Origin of the sequence: Desulfosarcina sp., assembly GCF_041551955.1 — a bacterium.
Lineage (GTDB): Bacteria > Desulfobacterota > Desulfobacteria > Desulfobacterales > Desulfosarcinaceae > Desulfosarcina.
Genome location: NZ_JBFELV010000040.1, coordinates 1 through 20,906 on the forward strand (window position 1 = coordinate 1; position 20,906 = coordinate 20,906).

General features: G+C 55.8%; 17 protein-coding genes. 5 read left to right on the plus strand and 12 right to left on the minus strand.

Features of this window, described 5'->3' with window-relative positions; genetic code table 11:
- The 4 genes from ABYV26_RS05210 to aat all read left to right on the plus strand — a co-directional run.
- Positions 1-560, plus strand: a 560-nt coding sequence (locus tag ABYV26_RS05210; RefSeq protein WP_372678827.1) for a metallophosphoesterase, incomplete at its 5' end; no start/stop codon positions are given.
- A gap of 284 nt (positions 561-844) precedes the next feature.
- Complete coding sequence (clpS, locus tag ABYV26_RS05215; protein ID WP_372678829.1) at positions 845-1,159, plus strand: ATP-dependent Clp protease adapter ClpS; 315 nt, start codon at positions 845-847, stop codon at positions 1,157-1,159.
- A 3-nt stretch (positions 1,160-1,162) separates the two neighbouring features.
- Positions 1,163-3,400: an ATP-dependent Clp protease ATP-binding subunit ClpA gene (gene clpA, locus ABYV26_RS05220; protein WP_372678831.1), complete on the plus strand. Its 2,238-nt coding sequence runs from the start codon at positions 1,163-1,165 to the stop codon at positions 3,398-3,400.
- Between the two features lie 3 nt (positions 3,401-3,403).
- Positions 3,404-4,129: a leucyl/phenylalanyl-tRNA--protein transferase gene (aat, locus tag ABYV26_RS05225; RefSeq protein WP_372678833.1), complete on the plus strand. Its 726-nt coding sequence runs from the start codon at positions 3,404-3,406 to the stop codon at positions 4,127-4,129.
- Between the two features lie 312 nt (positions 4,130-4,441).
- Here the strand turns inward: aat and ABYV26_RS05230 are convergent, their stop codons facing one another.
- Complete coding sequence (locus ABYV26_RS05230) at positions 4,442-4,672, minus strand: KH domain-containing protein (RefSeq protein ID WP_372678835.1); 231 nt, start codon at positions 4,670-4,672, stop codon at positions 4,442-4,444.
- An 845-nt stretch (positions 4,673-5,517) separates the two neighbouring features.
- On the opposite strand from ABYV26_RS05230, the gene ABYV26_RS05235 reads away from it, so the two are divergent.
- Entirely contained in the window at positions 5,518-5,799 is a 282-nt protein-coding gene (locus tag ABYV26_RS05235) for a hypothetical protein (RefSeq protein WP_372678837.1), read from the plus strand.
- Positions 5,800-5,948: 149 nt separating this feature from the next.
- Here the strand turns inward: ABYV26_RS05235 and ABYV26_RS05240 are convergent, their stop codons facing one another.
- The 11 genes from ABYV26_RS05240 to ABYV26_RS05290 form a co-directional block, all read right to left on the minus strand.
- Positions 5,949-7,139 (minus strand): thiolase family protein, encoded by a 1,191-nt coding sequence (locus ABYV26_RS05240; protein ID WP_372678838.1) that lies wholly within the window; start codon positions 7,137-7,139, stop codon positions 5,949-5,951.
- A 106-nt stretch (positions 7,140-7,245) separates the two neighbouring features.
- Positions 7,246-8,841, minus strand: coding sequence for a class I adenylate-forming enzyme family protein (locus tag ABYV26_RS05245; RefSeq protein WP_372678840.1), 1,596 nt, complete (start codon positions 8,839-8,841; stop codon positions 7,246-7,248).
- Positions 8,842-9,027: 186 nt separating this feature from the next.
- Positions 9,028-11,106: an acetate--CoA ligase family protein gene (locus tag ABYV26_RS05250; protein ID WP_372678842.1), complete on the minus strand. Its 2,079-nt coding sequence runs from the start codon at positions 11,104-11,106 to the stop codon at positions 9,028-9,030.
- 162 nt (positions 11,107-11,268) lie between these two features.
- Complete coding sequence (locus tag ABYV26_RS05255) at positions 11,269-12,516, minus strand: 2-hydroxyacyl-CoA dehydratase subunit D (protein WP_372678844.1); 1,248 nt, start codon at positions 12,514-12,516, stop codon at positions 11,269-11,271.
- 112 nt (positions 12,517-12,628) lie between these two features.
- A complete protein-coding gene (locus ABYV26_RS05260) occupies positions 12,629-13,444 on the minus strand; it encodes an acyl-CoA dehydratase activase (protein WP_372678846.1) in 816 nt (271 codons plus the stop codon).
- A gap of 323 nt (positions 13,445-13,767) precedes the next feature.
- Positions 13,768-14,715 carry a ketopantoate reductase family protein gene (locus ABYV26_RS05265; protein ID WP_372678848.1) on the minus strand — a complete coding sequence of 316 codons (948 nt, stop codon included), beginning with the start codon at positions 14,713-14,715 and terminating at the stop codon, positions 13,768-13,770.
- A 56-nt stretch (positions 14,716-14,771) separates the two neighbouring features.
- Complete coding sequence (locus ABYV26_RS05270; RefSeq protein ID WP_372678849.1) at positions 14,772-16,079, minus strand: phenylacetate--CoA ligase family protein; 1,308 nt, start codon at positions 16,077-16,079, stop codon at positions 14,772-14,774.
- A gap of 105 nt (positions 16,080-16,184) precedes the next feature.
- Positions 16,185-16,778 carry an indolepyruvate oxidoreductase subunit beta gene (locus ABYV26_RS05275; protein WP_372678851.1) on the minus strand — a complete coding sequence of 198 codons (594 nt, stop codon included), beginning with the start codon at positions 16,776-16,778 and terminating at the stop codon, positions 16,185-16,187.
- Positions 16,779-16,885: 107 nt separating this feature from the next.
- A complete protein-coding gene (gene iorA / locus ABYV26_RS05280) occupies positions 16,886-18,748 on the minus strand; it encodes an indolepyruvate ferredoxin oxidoreductase subunit alpha (RefSeq protein ID WP_372678853.1) in 1,863 nt (620 codons plus the stop codon).
- Between the two features lie 96 nt (positions 18,749-18,844).
- On the minus strand, positions 18,845-19,918 hold the full coding sequence (gene had / locus ABYV26_RS05285) for a 6-hydroxycyclohex-1-ene-1-carbonyl-CoA dehydrogenase (RefSeq protein WP_372678854.1): 1,074 nt from the start codon (positions 19,916-19,918) through the stop codon (positions 18,845-18,847).
- 334 nt (positions 19,919-20,252) lie between these two features.
- Positions 20,253-20,906 (minus strand): enoyl-CoA hydratase/isomerase family protein (locus ABYV26_RS05290; protein ID WP_372678856.1); only part of this gene is annotated, 654 nt, incomplete at its 5' end.

A 20,906-nucleotide genomic window follows, 5' to 3' on the forward strand; every position in this document is an offset into this window, starting at 1 on the left:
CAAACTCAACAAACTCAACAAACTCAACAAACTCAACAAACTCAACAAACTCAACAAACCCAACAAACCCAATGAACCCAACAAACCCAACAACCATCGGCATCCTCTCCGACACCCACGGTCTTCTTCGTCCGGAGGTTGAGCAGGCTCTGTCGGGATGCCAATACATTCTGCACGCCGGTGACGTGGGCGATGAACAGGTGTTGGCCCGGCTGGGACGAATTGCTCCGGTAATTGCCGTCCGCGGAAACATGGACCATGATTTATGGGCCCATTCGTTGCCAATCAATGAGATGGTGGAGCTTGAAGGGATTTTTTTTTACATTCTCCATGACTTGTACCAACTTGACCTGGAGCCTTCTGCCGCCGGAATCGATGTGGTTGTCAGTGGGCACACCCATCAGCCTAAGATTTTCAAAAAAAATGGCGTCACCTACCTCAATCCCGGAAGTGCCGGCCACCGGCGTTTCAACTACCCGGTATCGATTGCCAGGGTTCGCATTGAAAACGGTGCCACGACCTCTCGAATTGTTGAAATCGGATCGGTAATCACTTCGTGAAATCACCGATCGACTGGATGCCCACTGAAAACCAAATGGCCCGATTCCGATCTCTGCCGTCACTTTCCCGGTCAAGAAATGCACTTTACAATCCATAGCGGCGATGATTATAATCATACAGGAACGGTGCCGAAAGGTCAGCGCTCCTTATAGTATGAAACGAATAATTTTGGTTAGTTATGGCCTGGCCGCTGGTGCAGACGACCGCTGCAGGTCTAAATCGTCTTTTACCGGCGATCTGCATTTAACGGTCAGTTACGATCAAGCTCGATAAACACAACCCTATGCCCCGTGACCGCTACCAGACAGAAGAGCAGCTTGGTTCAGAAACCCGGGATGAGACCAGGGAGCCGCCCAGGTATCGGGTGCTGCTGCACAATGATGACTACACCACCATGGAGTTTGTCGTTGAGATACTGATGTACGTGTTTAACAAGTCACCTGAATCGGCGGCAAAGATCATGCTGAATGTTCATCGAAAAGGCATCGGGGTATGCGGCAGCTACGCCCATGAAATTGCCGAAACCAAGGTCGATACGGTTCACAATCTCGCCCGTGAAAGCGGCTATCCGCTGCGTTGCAGCATGGAACAGGAATAGACTATGATCAGTAAAGAACTCAGCGCTACTTTGGGCTTTGCCGTTCGCGAAGCCAAAAAACGGCGGCATGAATACGTCAGTGTCGAACATGTACTTTTTGCTATATTGCATGACAGTTCAGGACTTGAAATCGTTGAAAGGTGCGGCGGAAATGCAGAAAACATTAAAGCCAATCTGGAAATGTTCTTCAATGACAGCATGGAGATGCTTCCTGAAGAAAGCGAGTACGTGCTCCAACAGACCATCGGCTTTCAGCGGGTGATTCAGCGGGCGGTCAACCATGTCCGCTCGGCCGAGAAGAAAGAGGTGGCTGTCAGCGATATTCTGGCTTCCATTTTTATGGAAAAGGACTCGCATGCGGTCTATTTTCTGAACGAAGAGGGAATCTCACGTTTGGATGTGCTGCGGAACATCTCCCATGAACTTCCAACGGGCAGCGCCGGCGACGCGTCTGATACCGACGCACCGGCCGAACAGAAAACCGTCAAGAAAAAGTCCAGCCCGCTGGAAGCATACACGGTGAATCTGATCGACCAAGCGGCCAAGAACAGACTGGATCCATTGATCGGCCGCGAACTGGAAATGGAGCGGACCATGCAGGTGCTCTGCCGCCGCAGGAAAAACAACCCCATTTTCGTTGGCGACCCGGGTGTGGGAAAGACGGCCATGGCTGAAGGGTTGGCCCAGAAGATCTGGGGTGGTGAAGTGCCGGAACTGCTCAAAGAGGTGCGCATCTATTCGTTGGACCTGGGAGGCATGCTCGCCGGGTCAAAGTTCAGGGGTGATTTCGAGCAGCGCCTCAAGGGTGTTGTGGCTGAACTGAAAAAACGCAAAAACGCCATCCTGTTCATCGACGAGATTCACACCATCGTCGGTGCCGGCGCCACCAGCAGCGGATCCATGGATGCCAGCAATATCTTGAAACCATTCCTGTCTACCGGTGAACTGAGATGCATCGGCTCAACGACTTATGAGGAATACAAAAACCATTTCGAGAAGGATCGTGCCCTGTCCAGGCGATTCGAAAAGATCGACATCATGGAGCCGCCGGTCAAAGAAGCTATCAAAATCCTCAAAGGCCTGCGCTCCCGTTACGAGGAGCACCACGAGATTGAATATACCGATGCGGCGCTCAAAGCGGCCTGTGAACTGTCGGCCAAGTACATCAACGACCGATTCTTGCCGGACAAGGCCATCGACGTCATCGACGAAGCCGGTGCCGCCATCCGGCTCTCCGGCGCAACCCACCGCAAGTGGATTCATCCGTCGGATATTGAAAAAATCGTCTCCAAGATTGCTCGAATCCCAGCGGTCAACGTGTCCACGCCGGACAAGGCCAAACTTGAAAATCTGGGCGGCCAACTGCGCCGGGTCGTGTTTGGCCAGGACGATGCCATCGATGCCCTGGTGACAGCTATCAAACGCTCACGGGCCGGTCTGGGACAGCCGGAGAAGCCGGTGGGTTCATTCTTGTTCACCGGCCCCACCGGTGTTGGCAAGACGGAAGTGGCCAGGCAAGTGGCCCGGCAACTGGATGTCGAATTCATGCGCTATGACATGAGTGAATACATGGAAAAGCATGCCGTGGCCCGGCTTATCGGTGCGCCTCCCGGTTACATCGGCTTCGACCAGGGCGGCCTGCTCACCGACGGCGTGCGCAAACACCCATACTGTGTTCTGCTTCTCGACGAAATCGAAAAGGCCCACGAAGACCTGTTCAATATCCTGCTGCAGGTGCTTGACCACGCCACCCTGACGGATAATAACGGCAAAAAGGCGGATTTTCGCAATGTCATCGTCATGATGACGTCCAACGCCGGTTCACGTGAGATGAGCAGTGCAACCATTGGTTTCGGCGATACCAAAGGGGATTCCACCGGTAAAGGCAAAAAGGCCATCGAGAAGATTTTCAGCCCGGAATTCAGAAACCGCCTGGACGGCATCATCACCTTCAACGCCCTCGACCGTGAGATCATGGCCATGATTGTCGATAAATTTATGAAAGAGTTTGCCGACCAGCTGACGGCCAAGAAAGTATCCATTGCGTATTCAGGCAAGGTGAGAAAATGGCTGGCAAAGAAAGGCCATGACCCCCAATACGGCGCCCGGCCGCTTTCCCGCGTCATTCAGACCGAGATCAAGGATGTGCTGGCAGATGAGATCCTCTTCGGTCGGCTGGTAAAAGGTGGGGGGGTTAAACTGGATATGAATGGGGATGAATTGGTGTTCAGCTATAGCTAGTCTATGCCCATCTTCACCCTCTCAAATAAACACTCCTTTCCCCCAGCCCATCTTGCCATCAAAGAAGGCCTGCTGGCCGTTGGCGGCGATCTTGATTCTGAACGACTCTTGGTGGCTTATCGCAACGGAATATTCCCTTGGTATGCGGAGGGAGATCCCATTTTATGGTGGTCGCCCGACCCTCGGTTGGTATTGTATCCTGAGGAATTGAGAGTTTCGAGATCGCTTCGAAAGGTTATCAAGAGAGACGTTTTTTTCATTACCTTTGACCAGGGCTTTGAAACCGTGATTCGGGCCTGCGCCGAAGCGAAAAGATCATATGGAGAAGGGACCTGGATCACCGATGAGATGAAAGCGGCCTATTGCGCGCTCCATCGGCAGGGATATGCCCATTCCGTGGAAGCGTGGCAAGGTGAGAGGCTTGTTGGCGGGCTTTACGGCATCGCCATCGGCCGCGTTTTTTTCGGAGAATCCATGTTTAGCCAGGTCAGCAATGCCTCCAAAGTGGCCTTCGTTGCGCTTGTCGAGATTCTTAAGCGGCTCAGATTCAAGCTTATCGATTGCCAGGTGAGAACGGACCATCTGATCCGGTTTGGTGCCCGGGAAATCCCGCGAAAAACATTTCTTGAGCAGCTTGAAAAGGCGGTTGGTGCCTCACGGCCTGCCCTAGACATCTCATCGTATTCCGGTTCAATTGTTCCCCAGCGCTTGCCGCGAACCGACGACTAATTCTATCAGCGACAGCATCTCCCAAGGAATCTTTGGTGCCGGCAAAGCACAGCATCGGTGCCTTGATTCGATACGTGACCCCGCCGGCCTTGGTCAATCCTTTCTGAAGTATACAGAATCCAGTAGCCAATCGATTAGTGGGTTTGAAAAGCAGGGATGAAAGGTAGGCAGGTCGTTTCAACACCCGATCTGCGTGGCTGTTCAGATGGGGCCGTACGCTTCTTGCCATGAATTTGTTCAAGATGAATGCGTTGCCCATGGGAAACGCCGGGAGTACGTCCGTTGAATCGCGGAACCTGGAGATCCGTATATCTATTCCAGCAGTTCCAGGATGATGCGTTTTTTACTTTTTCCCGAAGCGGCGTTCAGGATGGTTCGGATGGCTTGAACGTTCTGGCCCTTTTTCCCGATGATTTTCCCCAGATCCTGTTTGGCTACGGCCAACTCGACGACGATGCTCTGCTGGCTTTGAATTTCGTTGACCGATACCTGTTCCGGAGCGTCAACAAGTGCCTTTGCAATCTCCTCGACCAGCTTCTTCATGGTGCCTCTCCCTGGATATATTTATAGGCCTTCGCGCTGCTCTCAATCAGCTTCAGGTTGACAGGTCAAAACAAACTGGCATTCGTTCCATTCATTCAATCATCGGTCGAAATCGATGACAAGTCAATCACTCTTGCAAAAAACGGCAACGGATCACTCGCCCCGGGCTTGACGGAACCCCCTAACGCAAGTGATATTTAACCAGCCTTTCAATGCCGCCTTTCCACGTACATCCGGTGCTGTGTACAACAGAAAAATCCACACCGGACAGGTCGGCGGACGATATTTCCGTGGGGAAGGGGACCTGATCCCAACCCACATGAAAATAAAGATGATCGCCCTCATTCGTCTTTACGAAAAACCGGTGGGTTCCACACTGAGGACACAACAGATAGCGTTTTTTCATTTCGGGCTCTCGATTTACACCAGCCCCGGTCTTGGCAAATCGGATATCCGCACCGCAGGTGGGCACCTACCCCTAAAATAACCCGATCGGAAAACAGATATGGATCACATGTGTTGTGATGCCGAACCGGCAGGAAGGGTTATCCATATGTGTAGCCTATGTGGCCAATGAAGGCAACACTGCAATTCATCCTCAACCGAGATAGCAAGGACATCTCCCGCCATGCGAGGACTTACCGTCAGGGCTTCATGCAAAGGTGTGGCGACAGTCTGATACCATTCGGACAGCGGTTGATGCTTCCAAAAAAAGGTGCCCACCCATTTGCAGTCAACGCAAGAAGCCTTATTATGACCCAAGCGCGTCCGACCGAACGCGTACATTGGGTCAGTGGGGGGAGATTGAACTGGTAAAGGTCAACAATCAGAAAGGATGAGATCTTATGAGAAACGTTGCTGTGACAATCTTGATATCGATGGCCATCCTTGCCGGCGGGTGTGGCCACAACACTTTTCATCAAGGCTCGATGCCCGATCCCGGACCTTACCTGATCCATTTTCATGAACTGGATGTCGACGGTGACGAAGCGGTGGCTTGGGAGGAGTTCAAGCAGCGATTCCCGGATACCACCAAGGAAGTGTTCAAAGCCGTTGATCTGGATGGTGACGGTATCGTCGATCATGATGAGTGGCACGGCTTCAAGGAAGCCCACGGAAAACCCTAACACCCATCGCATCCCTGGGCGTGCTCGCATTGGTTCCGGTGATCCAAAGATGGGGCGGGTTTGCGCTGAAGCGCTGAAATATAAAAAGCGGACCTGAAGTGCCACCTTCCGGTCCGCTTTTATCATGCCCTGTGGCAGCAGGGTTTAGATTAACCGATTTTCAGAATCAGCGAGGCGCCGCAGTCGCCTGCGGCACAACCCGTCCACAACAGGTATCCACCGCCTTGCATGACCGCCTCTTCGATACCTTCCATGATCAGCCGGGTGGCCGTGGATCCCTGGGGGTGGCCATAAATCACGGATGAACCGTAGTTGTTGAAACCGTCGACGTCGATATCCATTTTTCTGGCAAAATTGATGTCATTGACCACAAAGGGGTTGTGGGTTTTGATGACCTTGATGTCGCCGATGGACAGGCCCGCCTTCTCCAGGGCCATGCGGGCAGCCGGAACCGGTGCGGCGGCCATATAACCTTTCTTTTCCCGGGAATATCCATAGGCAATTACCTGGATGGGAACCGATGCGTCGGCACTCAGATCGGCGGCTTTCTCTTTCGTGGTGACCACCATGGAGGCGTTGCCGTCGGCCGGGTGGGTCTGGGCACCGAAGCTCAGCACGCCTCCGGGCACCAGGGGTTTTAGTTTGGCCAGACCCTCGGCGGTGGTGGGCATGATACCTTCATCTTCTTCTACGAGGATGCTTTTCTTCCGCGAGAGCTGGATTTCGGCGGCGAACATGTACCGCTTTTGAAAAGCCCGGTCGTCCGCCAGGGCCATCTGGTACTGCTCATAGCGACGCACGGCCAGGCGGTCGCATTCTTCCTTGGTGATGCCCTCCTCTTTGGCGACATTTTCCGCTGTTTCCACCATGCGCAGGCCCACATTGGGATCGGCATTGAAGTTGTCCATGAGCCAGTTCTCGCTGATCACCTCTCCGCCGGGGCCATTGGGATTGGGCCAGATGGTGTGGGGGCCGTTGGATGTGCGGTCGGTGGTGAGGACAAAGGCATTTTCAACCATGCCCGTCTCGACGCCCATGGCCGCCTGAAAGATGCAGGTGGTACCTGTGGTGCAAGCTTGGCTGATGGCGATGCCGGGAACACCGCCGCAGCCCATCAAGGCGGCGGCATAGGGGGCGCTGTAAAACTGGTGCAGCTGGCCGATGGTGTTGCCGAATACCAGGTAGTCGAAGATGCCCGGCTCCCAATTCTTTTCGGCAATCCAGCGGGCGGCGGTCTTTGCGCCCAGCACGATGGAATTCTCGTTGGCCATGGCCCCCTGCCAACGGCAGAAAGGGGTGGAGTAATACCCTTTGTAGGGAATGAACGCTTTGCTCAACATGTAAACTTCCTCCTCTCATTTCTTAAACGCTTGGTGGCAACCGTATCATGATCGCGGCTGAAAGCCGCTACAACAATTCCTGAACCCTAAATTTCCAATACCGTAATTATTTTTCCGGAGCCGGACAGCTGTCGGTTTCCGGGAACACCGGTTCGCCCTCGGCGAATTCTTCCCGCAGGATCCGGTGCAGGATCTTTCCTGTGGCGGTGCGTGGCATCTGGTCCGGTTGGATGAAAATTACCTGTTTGGGACGCTTGTAGCCGGCCATGCGATCGCGGCACCAGTCGAAAATGGTCTCCTCGGCAAGATCCGACCCTTGCATGGGGATTACCACCGCTGCAACCTTTTCACCCCATTTGTCGTCCGGCAGGCTGATGGCTGCTACATCGAACACATCCGGGTGGCTGCCGATGGTTTCTTCGACCTCGCTGGGATAGACGTGCTCCCCGCCGGTGATGATCATATTGTCCTTGCGGTCCACAATCTGGTAGAAGCCGTCTTCGTCCATCTGGGCCATGTCGCCTGCGGAAAACCAGCCGTCCTTGAAGGCGGCGGCGGTTTTTTCGGGCAGTTTGTAATAGGCATCGAACAGCATGGGACCCTTGGAATAGAGCTCACCCACTTCGCACGGGGCGACTTCCTTGCCTTCCGCATCCAGGATCTTGATCCGGTCGGTGCCCAGGCTTTCCAGACCGATGGAGCCGAGCTTGCGCATCTGATCTTCGGGGCGCAGCACGGTGACGATGCCGGCCTCGGTCGAACCATATCCCTCGTAAAGCTCGACTCCGGGGAAGAATTCCATGATGGCGGTCTTCATGGTTTTTCTCACCGGGGCACTGCTGCAGAGCAGCTTTCTGATGGAACGGATGTCCCGTTGCCTGGCTTCGTCGGAAACATTCAGGATCAGGTTGTAGTGGGTGGGAATCAGAGAAATAAAGGTGATTTTCTCCCGCTCCACGATCTCCAGAATCTCTTCGGGCCGGAATGAACGGGCCGGGTGGATGTAGACGGTGGCACCGATATAGGTGAAGGTGAAGGTGAAGAAGGTGGAGTTGATGTGGCAAAGGGGCATGACATTCATGCACACGTCGCGCTGGTCGAACCCGAAGTCCACGGCGTTGATCAGGTAAAAGGCAATGTGGGATTCATGGGAGCGCAGGACCCCTTTGGGTTTTCCGGTGGTGCCGGAGGTGTAGATCAGAATCCATGTGTCCGAAGGGGCGACGGCTGCGTCCGGTTCGCCGTCGGGTGCATCGTCCAGCAGCGATTCGTATTCCCGGTAGCCGTCCTTGGCCTGGTCCACCACAATGTAGTTTTCCGGCGGAATTTTTTTCAGTTGCGGCTTGATGGCGTCCACACACGGCGTGAATTCGTGGTGCACCGCCATGGCCTTGGCGTCGGCATTGTCGACGATGTAAGCCACCTCACGGCCTACCAGACGGAAGTTCACCGGTACGATAATGATCCCGGTTTTGGCGGTGGCCAGGTAGAATTCGATGATTTCGATGCTGTTTTCCATCAGCACGGCGAGTTTGTCGCCTTTCTTCAGTCCCATCTGCACCAGGCGGTGGGCCAGACGGTTGACCCGTCGGTTGACCTCGGGGTAGGTGAACCGCCGCCGGGCGTCACATAGGGCGACGGTCTGAGGATATTTCTTGGCGTTCATCTTGAGCTGCTGTCCCAGGTTCATCCAATGGGCCATGGGCTTGTTCCTTAGGTTGAAGGGTTCGAGATTTAGGGTTCAGGGTTCAGGGTTCAGGGTTCTGGGTTCTGGGTTCTGGGTTCAAGGGTTCAAGGGTTCTAGGGTTCAAGGGTTCAAGGGTTCAAGGTGAAGCGCAAAAAACTTTATAATACCAACTAATCCAACTAACTAAACCAATAAAACGAATCAACAAATCAAACCAATCCGCGCATCCACCGCCACGGCCCCCTTTTCGAAGGCCATGACCGGATTCAAGTCCAGTTCTTTGATCTGGGGGAAGTCCGTCACCAGCTTGGACAGCCGTTGAATCAGGTCGACTAGGGCGGCTTTGTCCACCGGTTTCTCGCCGCGTACCCCGTCGAGCAGGGCGGATGCCTGGATGCCGTCCACCATTTCGCGGGCTTCGGCGTCGGTAACCGGGGAGAGGTTGAATACCACGTCCTTGAGTACCTCGACGAAGATGCCGCCGAGGCCGAACATGATCAGATGCCCCACACCGGGCTCGGCCTTGGCGCCCAGGATCACTTCCCGGCCACCGGGAACGAACTGCTGCACGAAGAATCGCAGGTCCCGGGCGTCGATTCGTTCGGTCATCATCGTGGCGGCTTGTTCCACCGCCTCGGCGTCGGCCAGGTTGACGGCCACACCGCCCATGTCGCTCTTGTGGACCACGGATACGGCATCGGCCTTGAGAACCACCGGATAGCCGATGGCAGCGGCAGCGGCCACGGCGCCGTCGATATCGTCGGCCATGCGCCACTCAGGAACATCGATGCCATAGGCTTCGAGGATTTCATAAACCTGATCGGCAGCCAGCATCGGCTGGCCGTTGGCCTGGTTGAAAATCTCCCGGGCGCCATCCGTGTCCAGGTCAGTGTATGACCGGACTCGGCCGGGCTCCCGGTCGAGGATGTTGCGATAGCGCACCAGGGCGACCAGTGCACGGGCGGCATCGCTGGGCAGGGCGAAGCAGGGCACACCGCTGGCCTTGAGGATGGCTTCCGTCTCGGCCCACTGACGCCGGTCGGTCATCAGGTTGCAGACCATGGGTTTGATCTGCCGCTGGTTGACCTGGGCGATGGCATTGGCGATACTTTCCGTATCCATGAAAAAGGGCGTGACGAAGTGGACCAGCACGCAGTCGAAGCTGTCGTCGGCCATCATGGCTTCCAGGCACTTGCCAAAGTGTTCGGCAGTGCCGGTGGCGAGCACATCCACCGGATTGCTCACCGTGGCCTCTGGATAGAGTGTTTCCTTGAGCAGCGCCCTGGTTTTATCCGACAGGGGGGGGAGGGTCAGCCCGGCATCCACCAGAATGTCGGTGGCGATCACCGCCGGTCCGCCGGTGTTGGTAATGATGCCCACCCGGTTGCCCTTCGGGACGGGTTGCGACCCAAAAGCGATCGCCGCGTTGATCAGCTGACCTTCATCCCTGAAATCGACGATGCCGGCTTTCTTGAAGATCAGGTCCGTGGCCATATCCTCTTTAGCCAGGCCGCCGGTGTGGGAAGCGGCCGCCTTGGCGCCCTCCATGGTGCGGCCGGCCTTCATGGCCAGCACGGGTTTTTTGGCCGCCGCTTCTTTGACGGCCTCGAAGAAATCCATGGGGTCCCTGAGGCCCTCCACATAGGTGACAATCACCCGGGTGCCTTCGTCGTCAGCGAGATAGCGAATGATTTCCGGGATGGAGACGTCGCAGGCGTTGCCGTTGGATGCATAGATGCGTGTACCCACTTCCATGGCCGAAAACCCCTGGTGAATCACCTCGGCCACCCCGCCGGACAGGGCCACGATGGAGATATGCCCCGGCTCGGGAAAGGTGAACGTAAAATTGCAGTAGGCGCGCACATCCGGGTCTGAATTGATGATGCCCTGGCAGTTGGGGCCGAAGATGCGGATACCGTAGGCCTTGGCCTTATCCAGAAAGGCCTTTTCGATGTCGGCGCCGTCAGGGCCGGTTTCGGAAAAACCGCCGGAATTGATAATGATGTGTTTGACACCCTTTTTGCCGCAGTCTTCCACGGCCATGGGCACGAACTTGGCCGGGATCACCATGTGGGCTACATCCACCTGCCCGGGAACGTCGAGAATGGATTTATAGGCCTTGATCCCCCGGATTTCGTCTTCTTTGGGGTTGATCGGGTAGATCCCCCCCTGGTAACCGAAATCCAGCAGGTTTTTGATCACCCGGTTGCCGATGTGGAGTTCTTTTCCGGACGCACCGATGACCGCTACGCCTTTGGGATTGAATAGGGTTTCGAGCATGGTTCCTACTCCTTTTAGTTGAACCCCGATTTCAAAATTGAACGGACAGGCGTATTCAACCCGAATTGGGGATTTAGGAATTGAGGGATTGAGGAATTCAAGGAATGCCATCGATTAATGGTTTCACCCAATCCCCCCATTCCTCAATTCGTAATTTTCGTTTCATTTGTTTTCCGCCAACTGCTCGATGAAGGCCTCCACATTGGTCTTCGTCTGCTCGTCGGAAATCAGGCGCAGGTCGTTCAGGTCGCCGTTGATGGTCAGGCTGGGGATGCCGGACTGCCGTTCGATGCGCTGGGGCATGCCATAGCGGCAGTTGGAGTTGTTGGGGCAGGTTTTGGCGTCATGGTAGATGATGCCGTCCACCTTGAAGAACTCCAGCATGTTGCGGATATAGGCCTCCTTGGGCGCGTCGGCACGTACGATGAACAGCTCCGTGTAGGCCCGTGCCATGGAGTTGAACGGATCGTCCGGATCCAGGGCGGAGAAAATCCAGGAGTTGCAGTAGGTCGAGGCCAGCACATTGGTCTTCAGGGAGGCGAACATCTTGGCATGGGCGGACAGCCGGCCCCACACGGGCATGCCGTCCCAATAGATCCGGAATTGTTCGTCTTCGATAGCGCCTTCCTTGTCGGCGATACGCTGGTTCAGTTCCGCCAGCAGGGTGCGATAGCAGTCGTTGGCCCGCTGGGTTCCCCGGCCCACCACGGCGGCGCCCATGAGGGTGGTTCCGTCGAAAAAGGTCAGGGGGGAGGGGACGGCGGCGGCCGTATCGAGCACCTGCTTCCAAAGGTCCGAACACTCCCTGGACAGGGCCACGGTCTCCTTGAACCGATCCATGTCGAGGGTGTTGCCGATGACGTGCGCCAGCGGCGGGATCAGATCTTCCATCTGCCGGGCGATGGATTTCACGTGGGCCTCTTCCACCGCCTGGACGCCTACATAGGAGTGGACGCCCACCACCGGCACGTCGAACTCTTCGCCGTAGAAATTGAACCAGTCTTGTACGTCGCGGCATTGGTTGGTGTTGAATACCAGCACATCCGGCTTGGGCGGGCCTTGGATGCCTTCGAAGATCTTGGCCAGGGGGGAGACTTTTTCCAGGTAGGCCCCGATGTCCGCGGTGAGGTAGGAGCAGATGTCCGGCGAGTAGCCCACGGCGTTGGCCTTGGGAATCAGTTCCGTGGCCATGCGCGACGATCCCAGCATGGCCGAGTGGGTTTCGGGAAAATAGACCAGGAATCCCATAGCCCGCAGAATTTCCGCCGGCCCCACGCTGGTGCACCAGGCGATCTTGCGCTCGCCGGTTTTGGCCGCGTTGTCCAGCTCGTAGTAATAATCGGCCATGAACTTGCCCAGCACCTTGGACGATTCCAGCCGTTTTAGTTTGATTTTCTTCTCTTCGTTCATGTCAAACCTCCGGAATTATGATTGAGGAATGGGGGATTGAGGGATTCGGGAATGGGCGGAGCAAAAAAATCGATGTATAGACGAATTCCTCAATTTTCCAATCCCTTAATTCTCAAAATGCATATGTTTCTTTCGCATACAATGCCGCACCCAAGGCACCGGTGAACTGGGGCAGATCCGGCACCAGGATGGGACGGTTGATCAGTTCCTGGGTCATTTCCACCAGGTAAGGATTGTGAGCCACCACCCCGCCGGTCATGACCACCTTTTCGGTAAAGGCATCCATCTCGGTGATTCTGGAAATGACCGAAAAAAACAACCCTTTGACGATGTCTTCCACCCGCTTGCCCCGACGGATGTTCTCCAGCACCTCGGTGGCTGAAAAGACCGTGCAGAAGCTGCCCAGCTTGACCATATCCGTGGATGCCGCGGCAAGGCTGTTCATATCCGACAGGGGGATGTCCAGGCGGGGAGACATTTCCTCCAAGAACGCGCCGGTACCCGCGGCGCACTTGCGATTCATTTTAAAGGCCGTCCGTCGGCCATTTTCATCTATTTTGATGATCTTGTTGTCCTGCCCGCCGATATCGATAATGGTGATCGCGAATGGAAAATAGTGGAAGCACCCTTTTCCGTGGCAGCTGATTTCGGTGCGGTGGTCCTGGGCATAGGTGACATTCTTACGGCCGTATCCGGTAGAGATCGTGCGACGGATCCGATCCTTTTCAATACCGGCCATGGTCAATGCCGCTTCCAGGCATCGATCGGCGGTAGCCGTAAAATCCGTTCCCGATCGCTTCACACAATAGCCCGCCATCTGGCCATCGGTATCGATTAACGCTACTTTGGTTCTGGACGCCCCTACATCGGCACCGGCGAAGTAAAGTGACTCGACGTCCTGAGAAGTTGTTGATTGGGTTGTCGGCATGGTTCGCACTTATACCCCGGGGAAATCGATCACAAGTAATAGAAATTAAATAACAAACTACAAATCCCAAATCTCAAATAAATTCCAAATTACAATAACAAAATTTCCAAAAAGAGAAAAAACCAACGGCTGAGCATCATTTAGATTTCTCCAATATCGATAATCGGAATGTCCATTGTTCAAGACCGTAAGGTTTGGGATTTTGAATCTGGCTATTGTGATTTATTTGTCATTTGGTTTTTGGTTATTGTCTTTTATTTTACTATTTGTCTCTTGACTTCTGATATAAAAACAAGATTTTTGGGATCAAGATATCAATTATTCTACAGTTTGGACTCCAACCCTTTGACCAGGCTCTGCAAGGTGATGTTGTAGGGGGTTTCGATGCCTGCCTGGCGGCCATATTCAACGAACTTTCCATTGATGTAGTCGATTTCCGTACGGCGGCCGTTTTCGATGTCCATGAGCATGGAGGGCTTGTGGTTGCCGGCGTTGCGCATGTATCCGATGGCGTTGGGGTAGAAATCCCAGCTTAACATGATCTCATTGGCTCTGGCGACCTTGACGCACTCTTTGACCAGAGAATCAACGAGGTTGAAAATGATCGGGTCGTTCATGGCCTGGGACATGGTCAGGCCGGTGACGGCGCATACCGGGTTCATGCAGGCGTTGAGCACCCCTTTTCGCCACACCATGGCAACGATGTCCTGCGTATGACGGGTGGTCAGGCCGCAGGTGGTCAGCGTTTCGGCAATGGCCTCGGCGGCGAATTTGGCCTCCGGGTCCAGCTCCTGAATATAGTGGGGCGGGTGGTGAAAGGGGATGGTTACATGGGCCGGCCCCAGCAGGCCGCATCCGTAGTTGACCACCGCCCGCATCACCGGTTCTCTACCCAGGCTGTTAGCAATTACCAGTTCCGTGTCGATTCCGTTCTGCCAGCTCACCACATAAAGTCCTTTTTTATAGAACCCCTCGATGGCCGACGCGATCAGCGGCAGAACATTGGCCTTGACGGTGATAAAAATGACGTCGGGCTTGTAACCGGGCAGGGCATCGATGCTGGTGCAGGTGTGGCTGACCGTCTGGGTCAAGGTCTCGGCACCTTCGATGATGATACCGCGCTTCAGTGCCGGTTCAATAAGCTCGGGGATGACGTCACACAAGATTACCTGGTGGCCCCCTTTGGCCAAAAATGCGGACACGATACAGCCCACGGGGCCCGCACCGATAACCGCGAAGGTCTTTGGGGCAAAGGGTCGTTTATCTGTCATGGTTGCACCTCCCATCGTTCTGGTGGTTGTTCGGCCTGGCCGTCGGCGTCCAAAGGTTAGCGGAACTGCTTGGGACGTTCGTCAACCACGCGAAGGGCCTTACCCTCGCTTCGGGCAATAAACTTGGGCTCCACGAGATTGACTTCCACGCTGATCCCCATATTGCCTCTGATGTGGGCCATGATTTTGGCTTCGACTTCAAACTTTTTGCGGTCACCGGCGGCATAGACTTCCTGTTTGGCCTCCACCTGCACCACCAGTTGATCCAGGTAGCCTTTTTTGCGGACCAGCATGCGGTACTGGGGCTCCACCTCTTCGATATCCAGCAGCAGGGATTCGATCTGGGACGGAAAGACATTGACGCCGCTGATGATCAGCATGTCGTCCGTCCGGCCAAAAATTTTGTCCATTTTGATGAATGTCCGCCCGCAGACACATTTTTCGCGGTACAGGCGGGTGATGTCCTTGGTGCGGTAACGGATCATAGGCATGGCCCGGCGCTGCAGCGACGTGAAAATCAGCTCGCCCTTTTCACCCAGCGGAACGGGTTCCAGGGTGATGGGGTCGACCACTTCGGCCAGGTAATAGTCTTCGTTGATGTGGATGCCGCTCTGGGCCTCGCAGTCGAAGCCCACGCCGGGTCCGCCCAGTTCGGTGAGACCGTATGCCTCCATGGCCTTGATGCCCATGCGCGCCTCGATCTCCGCGCGCATACCGGCGGTCCAGGGTTCGGCGCCGAAAATGCCGATGGATAGGGGCAGCTTTTTCAGATCCACCTTGAGTTCCTCGGCCCGTTCGGCAATGGTCAGGGCATAGGATGGGGTGCAGCACAGGACGTTGGTTTCGAAGTCCTTCAAGAGCGTGATCTGGCGTTCGGTGAGCCCGGAGCTGGTGGGCACGACGGTGCAGCCCATGGTCGTGGCACCCTGGTGGAAACCCAGGCCACCGGTGAACAGGCCGTAGCCGTAGGCGTTTTGAACCACGTGCCCGGGCCGCGCGCCTGCAGCATGGAAGTTGCGCGCCATGCACTCGCCCCAATGGGCCAGGTCGTCTGCCGTATAGGGGCCGGTGATGGGTTTGCCCGTGGTACCGGAAGAGGCGTGAACGCGCACCACTTCCTTTAAGGGAACCGCGCACAGACCGAAAGGATAGTTGTCACGCAGATCATTTTTTACCGTGAAAGGAAGTTTGGCCACATCCTCGATGCCCTTGATGTCGGCGGCCTTGACGCCGGCTTCCTTGAAGCTTTTCTTGTAAAACGGAACGCGTTTGGCCACCCACTCCAACGTCTCCTTGAGCTTTTCAACCTGAAGCGCTTGAATTTGGGCTACCGGCATGCATTCGCTTTTCTCATTCCAGGGCATCGTTTCCTCCTTATCAGTGGTCGTTTTCCTTCGAGGCGGACCATCGCCCGCCAGAGGCACATTCAGTTTATCCACAGCCGGTTTATGCACGCCATGGGCAACGCATCATGCATTGGCGGCGGCACCATAGCCCAATTCGAACGCTTTCAGGTTGGCGTCCACAAATTCCTTTTTGGTCTTGGTGCGAATGGTTTCCTCCACATTCGATTGGGTGATCGGCAAAATGCCGGTCTGGATCAGCGCGCCGAGCAGCACGATATTCACCGACATGACGCTGCCGGCGGTCGTGGCCAGGTCAACAGCATCAAAGGCAATCAGCCGTTTGGTTTTGGCTTTGATCAGCTCCTGGGCCTGACCGAGGTCGGGATAGGTACCGCGGCCGATGGCCACGGTGAAGGGTGGCAGGGGGGCCAGATTGGTAATCACAGTGGTGTCTGCGCTGCACTTGTTCAGGGCCCGCAGGGTCTCGGAGGGCTCGAAGCCCACCAGCACGTTGGCTTCGCCGTCGGAGATGATCGTGCTCTTGGCATCACCGAAAACGATGGCCGATTCAACCACGCCGCCGCGTTGGGCCATGCCGTGTATTTCGCTCATACGCACCGGCACACCTGAAAGCAGGGCTGCCTCTCCCAGCACTTTGGATGCCAGCAGGTTGCCCTGACCGCCTACCGCCACGATAATCAGTCTTGTCGTCTCCATGGTCGTTTCCTATATGGTAAGGGCTGCCGGTTCAATGATCCGGTTGATCGAATTTCCCGGAAAACCATCCACCGCAGCCGAAGGTTGTTGTCTTGCCGCTCAGGCGATCAACCGGCCTGCTTGGCCTTGACCGGTGTAATGGCATTCTCCGGGCAAATCTGGGCACAGACCGCACAGCCCACGCAGGTGTTGGGATTGATTTGGACCCGTTCTCCATCCAGGTAAAAGGCCGGGCAGGCGATCTGGTTGATGCAGTCCCGGTGGTTCTTGCACTTGTCCGTGACCGTGAAGGCCCGCACCTTGAGTTGGTTCAGGCCGCGGGCGTACAGGGTGCACATCTCCTGGGAGATGATCACCGATACGCCCTCGTGCTCCAGGGCCGCTTTCACCGCTTCGATGCTCTTTTTCACCTTGTAAGGCTTGATGACGGTGACGTGTTCGACGCCGATGGCGCGAACCACCGCTTCAATGGAGATGCGTCCGTAACCGGAAAGGTTGAAGTTGCTCATGTCCACCCCGGGATTGGGTTGGTGGCCGGTCATGGCCGTCGTGCCGTTGTCCAAGATGACCAGGGTGAAGTTATGGTTGTTGTAGACTGCGTTGACCAGACCGGTCAGACCCGAGTGAAAAAATGTCGAGTCGCCGATAAAAGAGATCACTTTTTTGTCCGTGGTCTTGGAAAATCCGCTGGCCGTGCTGACGGACGAGCCCATGCAGATCAGAAAATCGCCCATGGCCAACGGGGGCAGAAAACCCAGGGTGTAGCAGCCAATGTCGGTGGGATAGATGGTCTCTTCGCCCTCGGCGGCCTTTTTAACCGCGTAAAAGGTGGCTCGGTGGGAGCAGCCGGCGCACAGGTTGGGCGGACGCTGGGGAATTTCGGGTACGTCCGACAGGTCGGGTGTTTGGCTTTCCGTGTGCGGTACGCCAAAGTAACCGGCCATTACCCGGCGCACCATGGCCGGATCGAATTCGTACAGACGAGAGAACAGACCCGCTCCCTTGCCGGCGATGGGCAGGGTCAGTTTTTCCTCCTGGGCAAAGGCCTTGACGGTCTCTTCCATGACCGGTTCGCCCTCTTCGGCCACCAGCACCTTGTCGCAGCCTTTTAGAAAGGTTTTGATCAGTTTCGGCGGCGTGGGGTAGGAAAATCCGAGGCGAAGGACGCGAACTTTGTCAGCGATGCCCAGCTCTTCCACCGCGTCGGAAACATAGCTGTAGCTGACCCCGTTGCAGATGATACCCCAGGAACCGGCGCCGTCGATGAAATTGTAGGCGGAGGTTTCGGCCAGGGCCTGGGCCTTGTCCCAGTTTTCCAGCAGGCGCACGTGCAGGCGGCGGGAGACGGCCGGCACGGTGACCAGGTTGAACGGGTCTTTTTTAAAATCTCCCTTGGTTTTGCGCGGTGTCAGCCGGCCCAGTTCCACGAAGGCGCTGGAGTGGTTGATTCGTGTGGTGGTGCGCAGGATCACCGGTTCCCCCAATCGTTCGGACAGGTCGAAAGCCTCGGCCGTCATTTGGCGGGCTTCTTCAACCGATGATGGTTCGAGAATGGGCAGGCCGGAGAGTTTGCCGTAGTAGCGGTTGTCCTGTTCGTTCTGGCTGGAGAACATGGACGGATCGTCGGCGGTGAGGATGACCATTCCACCTTTTACCCCGACGTAGGCCAGTGTCATCAGCGGATCGGCCGCCACGTTCAGGCCCACGTGCTTCATCATGCAGAAGGTGCGCACACCGCTGTTGGCGGCGGCGGCGGCCACTTCCAGGGCCACCTTCTCGTTGGTGCTGTACTCGAAGTAAAGATCGCTCTCATGGGAAACCTGGAACAGATTCAGTGAGATTTCCGACGAGGGGGTGCCCGGGTAGGTGGAGGCAAAGGCTACCCCGGCCTCGATGGCGCCTCGGGCGATGGCTTCGTTGCCCAGGAGCAGCATCTTCTCTCCGGGACTGTCGGTAAGTAATTTGTGCATCGTCGTTTCCTGTTGGGTTTCGCCGCATAGGTTCGGCGGGTTGGGTTGGGTGAAAATATTTCGGGCCGTTGCAGTAATTATTATTTATGGATCGCGTCAGGGAACCATGATCGCCCGCTCGACGATCTTTTTGTGGTGCACCATGTCGAAGACCGCATTTATTTCGGACAGCGGAAAGGTTTTGACGAACGGTGCCATCTTGACCTTGCCCGACAGGACCAGGTCTCGCACCGGTGCATAATAGCGGGTCAGGCATCCCCAGTTGCCCCGGGCGGTGGCGTTGAAGGCCATGAGGTTGGACAGACGGATGTCTACCGAGTCCATGGTAAAGCCCACCACGGAAAGATTGGCCCCGAAAGTCATGAGACCGAAGGCGGTTTTCTGACCGGCGGCGGTGCCGGAGGTTTCGAAAATCTTCCACTCCGTCCGGCGTTTGCCCTGCTCCTTGACGAAGGCGGAAACCGCCTTGCGCAGGTCTTTGAAGGCCATATCGGCAGCGTTGAACGTGTTGTCTACATAGGGGGCCAGTGCATCAAGCTTGGCCTGGTCCACATCGATGGCAACCACCAGGGCGCCGAAGGCTTTGGCGATCTGGGCACCGAATCCGCCCACGCCGCCTACGCCCACGAAAATGGCCGTATCGTCCGCGGACAATCCGGCATCGACAACGGCCTGGTAAGGCGTGGTCAGCGCATCGGCGATGACGGACATCTGGGCCAGAGAAACGTCTGCCTGGCCTACGGGCCGGTACTGGTCGTCCACCGGAACCTGGCACAGTTGCTTGGCCGGTACGATGATGTGGCTGGCAAATCCCCCCTGGATATCGTTGCCGGGCATCTTCTGGGTGGTGCAGATGTTACCCAGGTCCCGATTGCAGACATCGCAGTCTCCACAGGGCATCACCGCGGGGATGATCACCGCCTTGCCCTCCAATTGTCGGGTATCGGGAGCGGCGGCGGTGACAATGCCGCTGATTTCATGACCCAGCGTCAATGGCAGCGGGGATTTGGTTCGCACGCCGTCGTAGAAAAAACCTAAATCCGTATGGCACACCCCGCATCCGGCCACCTTGACCAGCACTTCGCCGGGACCAGGTTGGGGGATCGGCGCTTCAACTTTAATCAGTGGTTTTCCGGGTTCTGTCATTTGCCAGGAAATCATGGACGCCATCGCTGGTTCTCCTTTTCTTAAATATTAGGTTCAGCGGTTCAAAGGTTCAAAGGTTCAGCGTTTCAGGATTCGTGATTAACGATCGGCTGAAAACCGGCACTACCCATTGCCAGTTAACGCGAGTCAAAGTTGACGGATTCGTAAAAAACCCAATATCTGCGTTACGCTTCATCCCTCGTCACTGCGGAGTACGATAAGTACGCCTCATTCCTCGGGATTTGCAAGCCTTGATCTCGGGCTTTTTACGAATCCGCCGGAAATGCGACTTTTTACGAGTTCATCAAAGTTGAAAAAAACAGTAAACCCTGAACGGTGAACGCTGAACCTGCGAACGCTACCTGTTCTTCCACACCGGCCGGCGCTTTTCTTCGAAGCTCTTAATGCCTTCAAGGGTGTCTTCGGTTTTCATCAGGGTGTTGAGAAACATGTCGCTGACGCCGGACAGGGCCTGTTTGAAATCCAATTTCAGGTGGGCGTTGACAGCCCGCTTGTTGAGTCGGATGATCAGCGGGCTGCATGCCTTGATTTCACCGACGATGCCGTCAACCGTATCCTGAAAGTTGTCCGCTTCGGACAGATGGGCCACTAGCCCCATGCGCTGAGCTTCTTCGGCCTTGTAGCGGCGACCGGTGGTGCAGATCTCCACGGCGCGGGCCGGACCGACCAGCTGGGGAAGCCGGATGGCCGCGTAGGGCGGGAAAAACCCCAGTTTGATTTCCGGCTGACCAAACACCGTGAACAACTGGCTCTTCGGCGAATCCTTGAGCAGCCCATCCATCCCAGGTGATACATCCGGACGGATATGCGCCATGTGGATCTTCAGGCGCGGGTTGGCCGATTCTTGGATCACGGCTTGCGAGGAACCGTCGAAGCTGAAGGCGGCAATCACCAGCTCGTCGTAGCGACGGGAGGCGCGAATCAAATCTTCGACCTGCGACGCAGTCACGGGTCCGTGTTGAGGGCCGAAAGCGATAGCAATATTTGGTAG

Bases quoted from the DNA above. Each gene is read 5' to 3' on its own strand.
- clpS (WP_372678829.1), top strand. From the start codon at position 845: ATGCCCCGTGACCGCTACCAGACAGAAGAGCAGCTTGGTTCAGAAACC.
- ABYV26_RS05245 (WP_372678840.1), bottom strand. From the start codon at position 8,841: ATGGCCCATTGGATGAACCTGGGACAGCAGCTCAAGATGAACGCCAAG.
- clpA (WP_372678831.1), top strand. From the start codon at position 1,163: ATGATCAGTAAAGAACTCAGCGCTACTTTGGGCTTTGCCGTTCGCGAA.
- aat (WP_372678833.1), top strand. From the start codon at position 3,404: ATGCCCATCTTCACCCTCTCAAATAAACACTCCTTTCCCCCAGCCCAT.
- ABYV26_RS05275 (WP_372678851.1), bottom strand. From the start codon at position 16,778: ATGGAGACGACAAGACTGATTATCGTGGCGGTAGGCGGTCAGGGCAAC.
- ABYV26_RS05235 (WP_372678837.1), top strand. From the start codon at position 5,518: ATGAGAAACGTTGCTGTGACAATCTTGATATCGATGGCCATCCTTGCC.
- ABYV26_RS05250 (WP_372678842.1), bottom strand. From the start codon at position 11,106: ATGCTCGAAACCCTATTCAATCCCAAAGGCGTAGCGGTCATCGGTGCG.
- ABYV26_RS05265 (WP_372678848.1), bottom strand. From the start codon at position 14,715: ATGACAGATAAACGACCCTTTGCCCCAAAGACCTTCGCGGTTATCGGT.
- ABYV26_RS05270 (WP_372678849.1), bottom strand. From the start codon at position 16,079: ATGCCCTGGAATGAGAAAAGCGAATGCATGCCGGTAGCCCAAATTCAA.
- ABYV26_RS05240 (WP_372678838.1), bottom strand. From the start codon at position 7,139: ATGTTGAGCAAAGCGTTCATTCCCTACAAAGGGTATTACTCCACCCCT.
- ABYV26_RS05255 (WP_372678844.1), bottom strand. From the start codon at position 12,516: ATGAACGAAGAGAAGAAAATCAAACTAAAACGGCTGGAATCGTCCAAG.
- ABYV26_RS05230 (WP_372678835.1), bottom strand. From the start codon at position 4,672: ATGAAGAAGCTGGTCGAGGAGATTGCAAAGGCACTTGTTGACGCTCCG.
- iorA (WP_372678853.1), bottom strand. From the start codon at position 18,748: ATGCACAAATTACTTACCGACAGTCCCGGAGAGAAGATGCTGCTCCTG.
- had (WP_372678854.1), bottom strand. From the start codon at position 19,918: ATGGCGTCCATGATTTCCTGGCAAATGACAGAACCCGGAAAACCACTG.
- ABYV26_RS05260 (WP_372678846.1), bottom strand. From the start codon at position 13,444: ATGCCGACAACCCAATCAACAACTTCTCAGGACGTCGAGTCACTTTAC.